At 66.6% G+C, this 13,146-nt stretch carries 13 protein-coding genes; 5 read left to right on the top strand and 8 right to left on the bottom strand.

Features of this window, described 5'->3' with window-relative positions:
• Window positions 1–13: 13 nt before the first annotated feature.
• The 3 genes from rpmC to AruCF_RS28535 all read left to right on the top strand — a co-directional run bounded on the left by rpmC (window position 14) and on the right by AruCF_RS28535 (window position 1,168).
• Complete coding sequence (rpmC, locus tag AruCF_RS28545) at window positions 14–205, top strand: 50S ribosomal protein L29 (protein ID WP_003806912.1); 192 nt, start codon at window positions 14–16, stop codon at window positions 203–205.
• Window positions 206–207: 2 nt separating this feature from the next.
• Entirely contained in the window at window positions 208–489 is a 282-nt protein-coding gene (gene rpsQ, locus AruCF_RS28540) for a 30S ribosomal protein S17 (RefSeq protein WP_006216549.1), read from the top strand.
• Between the two features lie 97 nt (window positions 490–586).
• Window positions 587–1,168, top strand: coding sequence for a hypothetical protein (locus AruCF_RS28535; protein WP_235432719.1), 582 nt, complete (start codon window positions 587–589; stop codon window positions 1,166–1,168).
• Window positions 1,169–1,216: 48 nt separating this feature from the next.
• Here the strand turns inward: AruCF_RS28535 and AruCF_RS28530 are convergent, their stop codons facing one another.
• The 6 genes from AruCF_RS28530 to AruCF_RS28505 are packed head-to-tail and all read right to left on the bottom strand — an operon-like array spanning window position 1,217 to window position 6,919.
• On the bottom strand, window positions 1,217–2,284 hold the full coding sequence (locus AruCF_RS28530; protein ID WP_049077253.1) for a branched-chain amino acid ABC transporter permease: 1,068 nt from the start codon (window positions 2,282–2,284) through the stop codon (window positions 1,217–1,219).
• A gap of 10 nt (window positions 2,285–2,294) precedes the next feature.
• Window positions 2,295–3,305 carry a branched-chain amino acid ABC transporter permease gene (locus AruCF_RS28525; RefSeq protein WP_049077251.1) on the bottom strand — a complete coding sequence of 337 codons (1,011 nt, stop codon included), beginning with the start codon at window positions 3,303–3,305 and terminating at the stop codon, window positions 2,295–2,297.
• Window positions 3,302–4,054: an ABC transporter ATP-binding protein gene (locus AruCF_RS28520; RefSeq protein ID WP_049077250.1), complete on the bottom strand. Its 753-nt coding sequence runs from the start codon at window positions 4,052–4,054 to the stop codon at window positions 3,302–3,304. Before AruCF_RS28520 ends, AruCF_RS28525 begins: the two co-directional genes overlap by 4 nt.
• A complete protein-coding gene (locus AruCF_RS28515; protein ID WP_049077248.1) occupies window positions 4,051–4,821 on the bottom strand; it encodes an ABC transporter ATP-binding protein in 771 nt (256 codons plus the stop codon). The genes AruCF_RS28520 and AruCF_RS28515 overlap by 4 nt, the downstream gene beginning before the upstream one ends.
• Window positions 4,822–4,833: 12 nt before the next feature.
• Window positions 4,834–6,006: a substrate-binding domain-containing protein gene (locus AruCF_RS28510; protein ID WP_049077246.1), complete on the bottom strand. Its 1,173-nt coding sequence runs from the start codon at window positions 6,004–6,006 to the stop codon at window positions 4,834–4,836.
• A gap of 16 nt (window positions 6,007–6,022) precedes the next feature.
• Entirely contained in the window at window positions 6,023–6,919 is an 897-nt protein-coding gene (locus tag AruCF_RS28505) for an alpha/beta fold hydrolase (RefSeq protein ID WP_049077244.1), read from the bottom strand.
• A gap of 165 nt (window positions 6,920–7,084) precedes the next feature.
• On the opposite strand from AruCF_RS28505, the gene AruCF_RS28500 reads away from it, so the two are divergent.
• On the top strand, window positions 7,085–8,044 hold the full coding sequence (locus tag AruCF_RS28500; protein WP_049077242.1) for an AraC-like ligand-binding domain-containing protein: 960 nt from the start codon (window positions 7,085–7,087) through the stop codon (window positions 8,042–8,044).
• Between the two features lie 70 nt (window positions 8,045–8,114).
• Here the strand turns inward: AruCF_RS28500 and AruCF_RS28495 are convergent, their stop codons facing one another.
• Both AruCF_RS28495 and AruCF_RS28490 read right to left on the bottom strand, forming a co-directional pair.
• Window positions 8,115–10,271 carry a metallophosphoesterase gene (locus AruCF_RS28495; protein WP_083037042.1) on the bottom strand — a complete coding sequence of 719 codons (2,157 nt, stop codon included), beginning with the start codon at window positions 10,269–10,271 and terminating at the stop codon, window positions 8,115–8,117.
• A gap of 200 nt (window positions 10,272–10,471) precedes the next feature.
• A complete protein-coding gene (locus AruCF_RS28490; RefSeq protein ID WP_049077238.1) occupies window positions 10,472–11,899 on the bottom strand; it encodes an NAD-dependent succinate-semialdehyde dehydrogenase in 1,428 nt (475 codons plus the stop codon).
• Between the two features lie 186 nt (window positions 11,900–12,085).
• Here AruCF_RS28490 and AruCF_RS28485 point away from each other — a divergent pair, with 186 nt between their 5' ends.
• Window positions 12,086–12,850, top strand: coding sequence for an aspartyl/asparaginyl beta-hydroxylase domain-containing protein (locus AruCF_RS28485; RefSeq protein ID WP_080977536.1), 765 nt, complete (start codon window positions 12,086–12,088; stop codon window positions 12,848–12,850).
• Window positions 12,851–13,146 lie beyond the last annotated feature (296 nt).

The following is a 13,146-nucleotide window of genomic DNA, read 5'->3' as shown; positions in this document are numbered from 1 at the left end:
GGAGTACTAAGACATGAAAGCCAGCGAACTCCGTTCGAAAGACGCCGCCGAGCTCGGCAAAGAGCTCGAAAGCCTGCTGAAGGCACAATTCGGTCTGCGTATGCAGAAGGCCACGCAGCAGCTTGCCAACACCAGCCAGCTGCGTAACGTGCGCCGCGACATCGCGCGCGTGCGTACCTTGCTGACCGAGAAGGCAGGGAAATAAAGATGAGCGAAACTCAAAACACCCAAGTGGCCAAGCGCCAGCGTACGCTGGTCGGCAAGGTCGTCAGCAACAAGATGGACAAGACTGTCGTCGTTCTGGTTGAACGCCGCGTCAAGCACCCCATCTTCGGCAAGATCATCATGCGTTCCGCGAAGTACAAGGCGCACGATGAGTCGAACCAGTACAACGAAGGCGATACGGTTGAAATCGCTGAAGGCCGTCCCATCTCGCGCTCGAAGTCGTGGCGTGTGGTGCGTCTGGTTGAAGCCGCGCGTATCATCTAAGTGAAGATTTCGGAACGGTTCGCCGTTCTGAGGTAAAACGGCAAGGGTTCAGGCCCTTGCCGTTTTTTTTCGTCTCGCGGCTTCGTTTTGGAATGGGTTGTCCAAGGACATCATGCGCGGTTTCAGGAAAGCGATTGTGCACGGCGGGTGGGTCGCCATGGGTGTGCTGACGGCAGGCACGGGTGCCCAGGCCGCGGATGCGGAACGAGGCGGGCCGGCGGCGCCGGTGGCTACCGCCCCCGCGGACGCCCAGGCAAGGCCGCCAGGTGTCGTGACGCCCAGCGCCGATCCCGCCGCGATCGGCCGCAATGTGCTCAATGCGGGCCCGGATCCGCGCGTGCGGCTGGATGGCCTGTCGCTCGATCACGCGGCCATCTTCGGCACGCAGGATGAGGATGAACAGGCGTTGCTGGACAACGAACGCGCGCTACAGGCGCAGCGGGAGCAACTGCGTGTCCTGGAACGGCTGCTGACGCAGAAGCCGGCGGCGGCGGACCCGTTTCCACCGGCCATGATCCCGCTGACCACCGGCACGCCTATGAATATGGCGCCGCTCGCGCCCGCGCCCTCCGGCTCGCAATTGGTCGGTGGCGAGGCGCAACGCAGCGTGGACCAGATGCAAAGGCGGGTCAACGAAATGCGGCGTGGCGGCGAGGCGCTGAGGCAGGGACCGCGCTGAGCGCGGCTGTTTCCTCAGGCAATTTCGGCGGGCAAGGGCACGGACGGCTTAGCGCGGCCGGGCCAGCTCCCGCAGGCGTCCGGCGACCCCGGTGGGAAAGTAATACACGGACAGCACGAACAAGATGCCCAGCCACAGCAGCCAGCGGTCGGGTTCGAACAACAGGGCCAACGGTGCCACGCTGCCTACGGCATCGTGGATGACGTGCAGACCGTCCTGCAGGTAGCTTTGCGCGAACACGAACAGGCTGGCGCCGATCACTGCGCCGTACATCGTGCCCATGCCGCCGATCACCACCATGAGCAGGATGTTGAGCATGATCTCGAACGATAGCGAGGTGTCCGGCCCGTTGTAGCGCAGCCAGAGCGCATACAGCGCGCCGGCCAGCGTGGCGAAGGCCGCCGCCAGCAGGTTCGACAGGCTGCGGTACAGCACCGTGCGGTAGCCGATCGCTTCGGCGCGGAACGGATTCTCGCGGATCGCCTGCAGCACGCGGCCGAACGGCGAATTGACGATGCGCAGCAGCATCAGGAACAGCACCACGCAAACCGCGGCGATCAGATAGTAGGTGATGATGCGGCCATCGATGTTCACGCCGAACAGCGGTTCGGACAGGGGCCGGAAGGCCGGGCGCAGGGCCTGGGGCACCTTGAAGTTCAGTCCGTCCTCGCCGCCGGTCAGGTCGGACAGCTGTGACACCAGGGTCTGGAATGCCGCCGCCACTGCCAGCGTGATCATGGCGTAGAAGATGGCGCGAACACGCAGGCTGGCCAGGCCGATGATGAGGGCGAACACCAGCGACACGGCCAGGCCCGCGGCCGTGCCCGTCAGCACCGCCAGCCAACCGGCCTCCATGCGGACGCTGGCGATTGCCACGCCGTAGGCGCCGATGCCGAAGAACATGGTGTGGGCGAAGCTGACGATGCCGGTATAACCCAGCAGCAGATCGTAGCTGGCGACCAGGATCACGAATACCAGGATCTTGGCCGCCACGGCCAGCGACTTGGGGCCGGGAAACAGGAAGGGCGCAGCGGCCAGCGCGACGACGATGACGATCAGCATGACCGCCAGCAGCGTGCTGCGCGGAGGATCGCCGGATAGCAGGCGGAAGGACATGGGGCGATTCCTAGCGATTCGTGACCGGGTACACGCCTTGCGGGCGCCACAGCAGGATGGCGACCATCAGCGCGATGTTCGAGAACAGCGCGGCCTTGGGCATCAGGAAGCCGGTGTAGTTGGCCATCAAGCCGACCAGCAGCGCGCCGATCAGGCAGCCCACCGTCGAGCCCAGCCCGCCGATCATGATGACGATGAAGATCAGCACGTTCACCTGCGCGCCCAGCTGCGGCACGATGGATTGCTGGTACAGGCCCCACAGCACGCCGCCCAGACCGGCGAGCATCGAGCCGGCCACGAATACGCCGACGAACAGATGGCGGATGCGGTAGCCCAGGCTCTCGACCATCTCGCGGTCCTCGACCCCGGCGCGGATCAGCAGGCCGAGCTTGGTGCGGTTGAGCAGCCACAGCATGCCGCCCAGCACCGCCAGGCCCACCACCAGCGCGACGATGCGGAATTTCTCGATGGCGGCGTCGCCGACCAGCAGCGCGCCGCGCAACGCCTCGGGCAGGGGCAGCGACAGCGTCTGCGGACCCCACAGCATCTTGATGATCTCTTCGCCGATGATCATGCCGCCCATGGTGATGAGGATCTGCTTGAGGTGCTGGCCATAGACCGGCCGCACGATCACGCGCTCGAACGCCACGCCCACCGCGCCGGCCACCAGCATGCCGACGATCATGGCGGGCAGCACCGCGGCCAGGTTCAGCCACAGGCTGCCGGTCTGGGTCCAGTCGGACATCGCGCCAAGCACCGTGGCCGCCATGTAGGCGCCGATCGCAATGAACAGGCCATGGCCGAAGTTCAGCACATCCATCAGGCCGAACACCAGCGTCATGCCGGAGGCCACGATGAAGATGATCATGCCCATCGCCAGGCCGGCGAAGGTCAGCGTCACCCAGGTCGAGAACGAGCCGACCAGCGGCAGCGCGATGGCGGCCAGCGCCAGCACCAGCAGCACCGGGCGCAGGTCCGCGCGGGTTTGCGGCAGCGGCGTATCGATATCGGCGGCGCTCATTGGTGCGCTCCCAGCGACAGGCCCAGCAGGCGGGTCTGCAGCGCGTCGTCGTGCGCCAGCTCGGCCATGCCGCCGGCGTGCACCACCCGGCCGTTGTCCATGACCGCGACGTGGTCGCCCACCTGGCGCGCGAAATTGAAGTTCTGCTCCACCAGCAGGATGGTGGTGGAGGCCTGCTTGAGTTCGATAAAGGCGTCGATCATGTTCTGGATGATGGCGGGCGCCAGGCCCTTGCTGGGCTCGTCGACCAGCAGCAGGCGGCGCGGCTCGATGATGGCGCGCGCGACCGCCAGCATCTGCTTCTGGCCGCCCGACAGCTTGCCGGCGGGGTACAGCCAGAATTTGCGCAGCGCGGGGAAGAAGCCGAAGATCCATTCCAGCCGCGCGGTGTCCAGCTGCGCGGCGCTTCGCGCCTGGCGCGCGGCCAGCAGGATGTTCTCTTTCACCGACAGGTCGGCGAAGATGCCCATGTTCTCCGGCACGTAGGCGATGCCCTGGCGCGCCATGTCGGGCGGCGAGGTGCGCACGCCCGGGCCGCCGACCGCGGCGCCGTCAAAGCCGATGTGGCCCTGTGTCGCCTTCCACAGGCCCATGATGGTGCGCAGCGTAGTGGTCTTGCCCGCGCCATTGCGGCCCAGCAGCATGGTGACGCCCGCGGCGGGAACCGCCAGGTCCACGCCGTGCAGGATGTGATACGCGCCGATGTGCGTGTGCACGTCCTTCAGTTCCAGCAAGGTGGCCGCGCTCATGTCGTCTTCTCCGGCAGGGCGGCGCCCAGGTAGGCCTGCTGCACGATCGGCGAGGCGATCACCTCGGCGGGCTCGCCGTCGGCCATCAATTCGCCGTTGTGCAGCACCACGATGCGGTCCGCCAGTTCGCGCACCACGTCCATCTTGTGTTCCACCAGCAGGATCGTCTTGGACGCGTCGGCCTTGATCTCGCGGATCAGGTCCAGCACCACGGGCACGTCGTCCACGCTCATGCCAGCGGTGGGTTCGTCGAACATGAACACCTGCGGCTCCAGCGCGATCAGCATGGCGATCTCGAGCTTGCGCTGGTCGCCGTGCGGCAGGTCGGCCGCAGCCTGGTCGCGGCGGGCCGTCAGGCGGGTGCGTTCGAGCAGCGCGTCGGCGCGCGCCAGCAGCGCCCGGTCATCGTCCCAGGTGCGCCAGAAGCGGATCTGGCGCCAGCCCAGGCCCTGCTGGCGCGACTGCAGCGCCAGCCGCACGTTCTCGCGCACCGACAGGCGCGGGAACAGCTGCGTCAGCTGGAAGGCGCGCCCCAGGCCGGCATGCATGCGCGCTGGCGCCGACAGCCCGGTCAGGTCGCGGCCGTTCAGGTGCACCGAACCGGCGCTGGCGCGCAGCTGCCCCGAGATCAGGTTGAAATAGGTGGTCTTGCCCGCGCCGTTGGGCCCGACGATGGCCGTCAGGCTGCCCGGCGCGAAGCGGCAGCTCACCGCGTTGACGGCCACGTGGCCGCCGAAGCGGATCGTGAGCGATTGGGTTTCCAGCATGAAGGGCAGGGCTCAGCGTTTGTTCTGGATCGGCACCGCCATCTGGTCGGGCGTGATTTCCTTGACCAGATCCTGCACCGCCCACGGCACCGAGGCGTCGTTCTTGATGCGGAAGTGGTACATCGACTGCATGGCCTGGTGGTCTTCCGGGCGGAAGGTCATCTTGCCCTTGGGCGTGTCGAAGCTCATGCCTTCCATCGTCTTGATGAGCGTGTCGGTGTCGCTCTTGCCGGCGCTCTTGTTCAGCGCGGTGACGATGGCGATGGCGGCGGACATGCCGCCGGCGGTGAAGAAGTCCGGCGGCTGCCCGTAGCGCTTCTGGTGCTCGGCCACCAGCCAGTCGTTGATCGGGTTCTTGGGGATGCCGTAGTAGTAATAGGTCGCGCCTTCCATGCCGGCCAGCGATTTGAGCGGCGTCATCGCGGCCAGCGTGTTGCCGCCGGTGGCGATCTCGATGCCGAAGCGCTTGGGGTCGAGATCGGCGATCTTGAACGGATTGCCGGCGCCGGCCCACAGGATGAAGATGATCTTGCGGCCCGGCTTGTCCTTGAGCGCGTCGAACAGGCGTTGCGCGCCGGCGGTGAAGTCGGTGGCGTTGGCCGGCAGGTATTCCTCGTGCACGATCCTGGCCTGCTTGAGCGCGCCCTTGAAGGCCTTGACGCCGTCGCGGCCGAACGCGTAGTCCTGCGCCAGCATGGCGATGGACGTATCCGGCTGGTCGAAGGCGACAGCGTTGGCGATGGCGTCCTGCGACGAATTGCGGCCGGTGCGGAAGATGTACTTGTTCCACTTGTCGCCGGTGATCGAATCGGCCACCGCGGGTTCCACCAGCAGGATCTTCTCGTATTCCTCGGCGATCGGCAGCATGGCCAGCGCCACGCCCGACGAGGTCGGGCCCACCGCGATGTCGGCATTGTCGTCGGCGTAGGCCGAGGCGAGCTGGGCGCGAGCAACGTCGGGCTTGCCCTGGTTGTCCTTCTCGATCACGCGGATCTTGCGCCCGGCCACCGTCATGGTGCCTTGCGTGGCGTATTCCAGGCCCAGCATCAGGCCGTTGTGGGTCTGCTTGGCGTAGGCCTCCAGCGGCCCGGTCTTGTCGTAGACGTGCGCCACCACGAAGTCCTTGGCCATGGCGGCCGAACTCAGGCACAGGCCGGCCAGCGCGGCGAGCAGGATGCGTTTCATGGGAGTCTCCTTGGTTCTAGTAGGCGCCGGCGGCTGCGTCGGCGGCCGGCGTGGCGAGAAATTGGCGGACGGCCTCGATCTGCGGCGCGACGTTCAAGGCCGGCGCATGACCGCAGTCAGGGAAGTCGATGCGCCGGGCGCGCGGGCCGCGGCGGGTCATGGCCTCGGCGACCTCGGGCAGCAGCAGGTCGGAATCGGCGCCGCGCAGCAGCAACAGCGGCAGGCGCAGCGTGTCGTATTCGGCCCAGCGTTCATAGTCCGCCGGGTGGTGGTGGAACTGGCCGACGATGGCCGGATCGTAATGCGCCGTGACGCGGCCGTCGGGCAGGCGGCGCACCGAGGTCTCGGCCATGCGGCGCCATTGCTCATCGCTCTGCCAGCCATAGGGCTTGTAGGCGGCGCGCAGCCAGGTCTCCAGTTCGGTGACGGTGTCGAAGGCCGGCGGATTGCCGGCATAGGCCAGGATGCGGTCGATGGCCGGCTGCGGCAGCGACGGCCCGATGTCGTTGACCACCAGGTGCGAGATGCGGTCCTTGAGCGTGGTGGCGGCGGCGTACATGCCGGTGGCGCCGCCCATCGAGGTGCCGACCCAGCGCACCCGGTCCAGCCCCAGGCCGTCGAGCAGGGCGCGCGCCAGCCGGGCGTAGAAGTCCAGCCGGTACTCGGCCGCCGGATCGGGGCTCCATTGCGACAGCCCACGGCCGATCGTGTCGGGGCAGATGATGCGGTAGTCGCCGGCCAGCGCCCGCGCCAGCTCGTCGAAGTCGCGGCCGGTCCGGGCCAGGCCGTGCCACATGATGAGCGCGGGGGCGTCCGGACGGCCCCATTCGGTGTAATGCAGCTCGCGGCCTTCGCAGCGCAGATAGCGCGAAGCCGGCGTGTGGCGAGCGGCCTGTACGGGCGCGTTGGCCATGCGTCTCCTCCCGGGTTGTCCAGGTTGTATGCTTGTGGCGCTGACTATAGACTTGCGCCAGGCGCGGCCACAATGCGCCGGACCACCCGCGGCAGGGTGAGTCAAGAATATGTAGACGCAGGGTCACGAGCCCCCGCCGACCCCCGCGAACCAGGAGACCGCGCCATGCCCGACACGGAATTCGCCACTTCGGCCATCGCTGGCGCCGAGCGGTACGAGCAATGGCGCGCGGCCCTGTCGGATGCCTTCGGGCCGTTCGAGGTGCACCAGGGACAGGCCGGCCAGTTCGCCGGTCATGTGCGCTATGTGCGGCGCGCCAGCCTGCAGTTCAACGACCTGCACTATCAGGGACAGAAGATCGAGCGCACCGCCGGCAATGCCTCGCGGCTGGACCAGGAGTTCTACACCTTCGGCCTGCCGCTGGCCGGGCCGCTGGCCGTGGTGCAGCAGGGCCGCGAATTCCAGGTCGAGCCCGGCTGCGTCTACCTGATGAACCAGAGCCTGCCTTACCAGGCCACCGCGCTCGGCGCCGACGGCTACCGCAGCCTGAGCGTGTCGTTCCCGCGCAGCGCGCTGTCGCAGCGCGATTCGCGCATCGGCCCCTTCTACAAGCTGCGCGTCGATGACGGGTCGCCGCGCGGCGCGATGCTGGCCAGCTACATGGACCACCTTTTCAAGGGGCTGGACGGCTGGTCGCCGGCGGAGGCGGCCGAACTGGGCGAACGGCTGATCGACCTGATCGTGCTGTTCCTGGTGCAGCCGGGGCAGGGCCACGCCTCGGAAGCCGACAGCAGCGTGACCATGGCGCATCGCCAGCGCGCCATGGCCTACATCCGCCAGCACCTGGCCGACCCGGCGCTGTCGCCGCAGCGGGTGGCGCAGGGCTGCGGCCTGTCGGTGGCCTACCTGCATCGCATCTTCCAGGCGGGCGACCTGTCGGTGGAAAGCTTCGTCTTCGACCAGCGCCTGGAGCGCTGCCGCGAACTGCTGCTGAACCCGGCGCAACGCCACCGCGGCATCGCCGAGCTGGCGTACCAGGCCGGCTTCGCCCATCCCTCGCATTTCAGCCGGCTGTTCAAGCGCCGCTTCGGCGTGTCGCCGCGCGAATGGCGCGCGCGCGGCTAGGTTCGCGCCGCGCACTGACAAGGCCCGCTCGCGCGGGCCTTGTCGCATCGGGCCAGCGCCCCGTGTTCGATCAGAACGGCGACGGCGTGGTCGACAGGTTGACCAGGCTGTTGGTCTTCAGGTCCAGGCGGATGTGCTCCGACGGCAGGCCATCGGCCAGCTTCAGCATGATCGCCATCAGCGGCTTGAAGCGCGCCTTGAACATGTCGGCCGGCGTGTTGGCGTCGCTGACCCGGTCGCCGTTCATCTGCATGCTGGCGTTGGTCTGGCTCAGGGCCTGGGCCAGCAGCTTGTACTGGCTGGCGCGCTGCGCCGGGATGTCGGCGTAGGCCAGGTCGCCGGCGTTGGCCAGGCGCACGAAGTCGCCCGCCATGTCCAGCGCCTTCCACTTGGCGAAGTCGGCCAGCTGCATGCCGTTGGCCTGCGCCAGCGCCTGGGCGCGGGTGGTGGCGTCGGCCATGTCGCCGGCGAAGGCCGGGTTGCTGGCGGTCGGGCCGCCCGCGACGTACAGGCAGTTGAAGAACTCGGGCGTCAGCTGGGCGCGGTCGCCGGTGTTCTGCAGTTCGCCCAGCGTCACCGAAGTGCGCAGCTGCGACAGCACCAGCAGGTCGGCGCCGGTCAAAGGGCTCTTGACCAGCTCGCGCATTTCGCAGCGCCAGTCATCGTTCAGCAGGCGCAGGCGCACCAGTTCGCTCATGTAGCGGTAGTTGAAGTCGCCGTAGTCCTTGGCATCCAGAATCGACACGTCCCAGCGCGGCGGCACGGTGTAGGCGTGCTCGGCGCGGTAAAGGTCGAACAGTTCGTCAAAGCGCGGCACCTTGTCCAGGCGGATGGTCTGCAGCTCGATCTGGTCGGGGCCTTGCATCGTCATCAGCTTGTAGGCCGGCACGTAGGCCGCCATCGACGGCGCCTGGATGTTGAACAGCGCCTTGTCGCCGCCGTAGTTGCGCGACGTGGTGTCGTTGAAGTGCATGTGGCCGCCCACGTGCACCTTCAGGCCGGTGTCGGCCAGCGCGCGCGTGGTGTTCTCGGCCGGGCGGCGCACCATCTGCATCTTGTTGGCGCCCAGCAGCGCCTCGATATCGTCCGAGGCGCCGTTGAAGAACTCGGTCATCGGGAAATGGCTGAACGCCACCACCTGCTTGCCCTGCGCCTTGCCGCGCGCCACCACGTCGGCCAGCCACTTGATGACGTGCGCCTTGTGCGTGAGCATCTTGTTGTAGCCCTGGTCGCCCGAGCCGGTGAAATCGTTGGCGCCGTTGCCGGTCGGCACGTAGACGTTCGCGTCGATGCCGACCAGCCACACGCCCTTGACCGGCTCGACCACGTACGAGGTGTCCGGCACCATCTTGCAGAAGGTGTAGTTGGCCGGCTTGTTCGGGCCGCCGGTGCCTTGCGCGCAGATCTCGTACTGGCGGTTGATCCAGCTGGCCTGCGACAACGCGGTGTTGTAGTTGTAGTCCTCGTACTTGTAGCTGCTGTACGGGGTCTCGTAGTACAGGTATTCGGGCTTGGGCATGAAGCCGTGCTGGGTCAGGGCGTCGGTGATGCCCGCGTAGCCCATGTGCAGCACCTCCTCGGTGCAGTAGGTATCGCCCACGCGCGCCCAGTCGCCGGCATAGGGCGTGCTGCAGGCGGCGTTGCCGCCGCGGCTGTAGATCGGCTGCGAGAAGCCGATCGCGCCCGTCGTCGGATCGAGGCCCAGGTAGTCGCTTTTGCCGTTGGCCTGGTTGAACGGCCGCACCGGGTCATGGTTGCCGGGGGCGGCGAAGAACTGGATGCCATGCTTGCGCGTGTAATCGTCCATGATCTTGACCAGGCCGCGCATGTGCACCGGCTGGCCGTCGTCGGAGAAGTCGCCGGGAAGGGCGATGTACTTCACGCCGCGCGCCACCGCGTCGTCCAGCGCGGCCAGGAAGGCGAAGTAGTTCTCGTTGAACAGGCGCGTCGAGGTCAGCTGCGCGTACATCGTGCGGATGGTGGCGTTGTCGCCGCGCTTGGGGTTCGGGATGCCCGGGAACGAGCCGTCCTTGAAGTCCGCGTAGACATCGTGGAAATGGATGTCCGGCATGAAGGCGACCTGCACCGCGGCGGGTTGCGCCACCGGCGGCGTCTCGGCAACCGGGGAGGTGTCGTTGTCGTCGTCCTTGTCGCCGCCACAGGCGGCCACCAGGCTGATGAGCGCGGCCGCGCCCAGCGCGCGCGCGCTTTGCTGATATCGATGCATTGTGCTTCTCGGGTTGGAACAAGTTTTTCTTCAGGCGTGGCTTCCCTGTTCCTGGGAGATGCCGCCCGCGAGTGAGGCGCAATCCTCGCCGGCCAGGGTTACAGCAACATGAAAGAATGGCGCCAAAATGAATGGGGTTGCTTGCGCGCGGGCAAAAAAAAAGCCCCGCAAGGGGCTTTTCTGGGGGCGAAGCGCCGAGGTCAGATGTGCGTGATGTACTTCGTGACCAGGTAGCCGTCGAACGTTTCCAGGCCGCCTTCGCTGCCGATGCCGCTGTCCTTGATGCCGCCGAACGGCGTCTCGGCCAGCGCGCTGCCGAAATGGTTGATGTTGACCATGCCGGCTTCCAGGCCGTTGGAGACCTTGGTGGCGGTCTGCAACGAGTTGGTGAAGACGTAGGAAGACAGGCCGAACGGCAGGCTGTTGGCGCGCGCCAGCACTTCATCGGTGTCCGTGAAGCGAACCACCGGCGCGACCGGACCGAAGGGTTCCTCGGTCATCAGCATGGAGTTGTCGGGCAGGTCGGTCACCACCGTGGGGGCGAAGAAGAAGCCCTTGCGGTCCAGCGGGCCGCCGCCGACCACCACCTTGCCGCCATGCTTCTTGGCGTCGTCGATGAAGGCGCTCATGGCGGGCACGCGGCGCTCGTGCGCCAGCGGGCCCATGTCGGTGCCGGCTTCCAGGCCGTCGCCAACCTTGACGTTCTTGAGCACGTCGGAGAAACGCGCCAGGAATTGCTCATAGGCGCCGTTCTGGACGTAGAAACGGGTCGGCGAGACACACACCTGGCCGGCGTTGCGGATCTTGAACTTGGCCAGCATGGTGGCGGCGCGGTCGATGTCGGCGTCGTCGAACACCAGCACCGGCGAGTGGCCGCCCAGTTCCATCGTGACGCGCTTCATGTGCGCGCCGGCCAGCGCGGCCAGCTGCTTGCCCACCGGCACGGAACCGGTGAACGACACTTTGCGCACGATCGGCGAACGGATCAGGTAGTCGGAAATCTTGGCCGGCTCGCCCCAGACGATGTTCAGGCAGCCCTTGGGAAGCCCGGCGTCATGGAACATGCGCGCGATCGCCATGACGGCGCTGGGCGAATCTTCCGGGCCCTTGAGCACGACCGTGCAGCCGGCGCCGAGGGCGGCGGCGATCTTGCGGATGGCCTGGTTGTAAGGGAAGTTCCAGGGCGTGAAGGCGGCGCAGACGCCGATCGGCTCGCGCACCACGATCTGGCGCACGTCGGGGTTGCGCGGCGGGATCACGCGGCCGTAGATTCGGCGGCATTCCTCGGCGTGCCAGTCGGCGTGTTCGGCGCAGGAGGTGACTTCGCCGATGGCCTCGGCCAGCGGCTTGCCCTGGTCCAGCGTCATGTTGCGGCCGATTTCCTTGGCGCGCTCGCGCGACAGGGTGGCGACCTTGCGCAGGATGGCCGAACGATCCATGGGAGAAGATTTCTTCCAGGATTCGAACGCGCGCTGGGCGGCGGCTAGCGCACGGTCCAGATCCGCTTCGGTGGCGTGAGGCAGCTGGCCGAGCACTTCCAGCGTGGCCGGGTTGATGACGTCCTGGGTGCGCCTGCCCTCGCCGGCGACGAATTCGCCGTCGATATACAGCGCCAACTGTTCATACATGCCTGTCTTTCCTTGCGAAATAGGAGTGGGTAGCGATCGCAATCGCCCATGCCAGTCTAAACCAGCTTGTCCGCCGCGGGGAGGGCCAATCCCTGTCGCCGACTTGGAGCCAATGGACGCCTCTTGCGTCGCGGGGGCGGCATGGACAAAATGGTGCATCTTTGGCTGTCTATACAGATACTTATTGTGCAACCTGTCGATACGCGTCCGCCCAGCCAGCCCAGTGCCTATTCCCGTGTCTTTTTCCGTTTCATCGATTGGCTGCGCCACCGTATCGCGCAGGCGTCCCTGGTGGGCGACCGCCCGATCTTCCATAACAGTCAGTTCCCCTGGGTCGCGCGCCTGGAGGCCCAGGCGCCCGCCATCCGCGCCGAGTTGATGGCGTTGCTGGCCGAGCGCGAGCGGCTGCCGTCTTTCCATGAACTGTCCCCGGATGTCGGCATGATCACCTCCGATGATCAGTGGAAGACCTTCGTCTTCATGGGCTATGGCCTGCGTTCCGACCGCAATCTGGCCCGCTGCCCGGCCACGGCGCAGGCGCTGCGCGAAATCCCCGGCCTGCGCACGGCCTTCTATTCGATCCTCGAACCGGGCAAACGCATTCCCCTGCATACCGGTCCCTATAACGGGGTGCTGCGCCTGCACCTGGGACTGCTGGTGCCCGAGCCGGCCGAGCGCTGCTGGATCGAGGTGGGGGGCGAGCGCTACCACTGGAAGGAGGGCGAGGCCGTGGTGTTCGACGACCTGTATCCGCACCAGGTGCACAACGACACGGACGGCACCCGCGCCGTGTTGTTCGTCGACTTCGAGCGTCCCTGTCGTGCCCCGATCCGTTGGCTGAACCGGCTGGTGCTGATGGCGGCGCCCTTCACCGACGAGATCCGGCGTGGCAAGGCCAACCACGACGCCTGGGAGCGGAACTACTATCGAAATAAAACGGGGGCGGATTAAAGCGGCATCCTCGGCGGGGGCAACGCGACAGTTGTCCACAGGCACTGTCGTGTATTTGCTCTCTCTTTCACAAAGGGCTTGCGCTCAAAATCTAACCAGGCTAGAATGGTCAGCTTTCCCAGATTGTCGATTGGCCTGGAACTAGCCGGGCCAACGTGTTGGGGGAATACCCGCAGGATTTCAACCCAGGGTCGTTGCGTTGCCACCAGCTGATGGTTTCAGGGCGAAAGCTCAAGACCAGCCAGCAACAAAGCAGGGCGGCTGACCTGACGGGACCAAAACTGGCAGGAATTGCA

Source organism: Achromobacter ruhlandii, from assembly GCF_002082135.1.
Taxonomy (GTDB): Bacteria; Pseudomonadota; Gammaproteobacteria; order Burkholderiales; family Burkholderiaceae_B; genus Achromobacter; species Achromobacter ruhlandii.
This window is presented reverse-complemented; position numbering and strand designations above follow the sequence as displayed.

Excerpts from the sequence above, each read along its gene's own strand:
- rpmC (WP_003806912.1), top strand. The coding sequence starts at position 14 with ATGAAAGCCAGCGAACTCCGTTCGAAAGACGCCGCCGAGCTCGGCAAA.
- rpsQ (WP_006216549.1), top strand. The coding sequence starts at position 208 with ATGAGCGAAACTCAAAACACCCAAGTGGCCAAGCGCCAGCGTACGCTG.
- AruCF_RS28530 (WP_049077253.1), bottom strand. The coding sequence starts at position 2,284 with ATGTCCTTCCGCCTGCTATCCGGCGATCCTCCGCGCAGCACGCTGCTG.
- AruCF_RS28525 (WP_049077251.1), bottom strand. The coding sequence starts at position 3,305 with ATGAGCGCCGCCGATATCGATACGCCGCTGCCGCAAACCCGCGCGGAC.
- AruCF_RS28520 (WP_049077250.1), bottom strand. The coding sequence starts at position 4,054 with ATGAGCGCGGCCACCTTGCTGGAACTGAAGGACGTGCACACGCACATC.
- AruCF_RS28515 (WP_049077248.1), bottom strand. The coding sequence starts at position 4,821 with ATGCTGGAAACCCAATCGCTCACGATCCGCTTCGGCGGCCACGTGGCC.
- AruCF_RS28510 (WP_049077246.1), bottom strand. The coding sequence starts at position 6,006 with ATGAAACGCATCCTGCTCGCCGCGCTGGCCGGCCTGTGCCTGAGTTCG.
- AruCF_RS28505 (WP_049077244.1), bottom strand. The coding sequence starts at position 6,919 with ATGGCCAACGCGCCCGTACAGGCCGCTCGCCACACGCCGGCTTCGCGC.
- AruCF_RS28500 (WP_049077242.1), top strand. The coding sequence starts at position 7,085 with ATGCCCGACACGGAATTCGCCACTTCGGCCATCGCTGGCGCCGAGCGG.
- AruCF_RS28495 (WP_083037042.1), bottom strand. The coding sequence starts at position 10,271 with ATGCATCGATATCAGCAAAGCGCGCGCGCGCTGGGCGCGGCCGCGCTC.
- AruCF_RS28490 (WP_049077238.1), bottom strand. The coding sequence starts at position 11,899 with ATGTATGAACAGTTGGCGCTGTATATCGACGGCGAATTCGTCGCCGGC.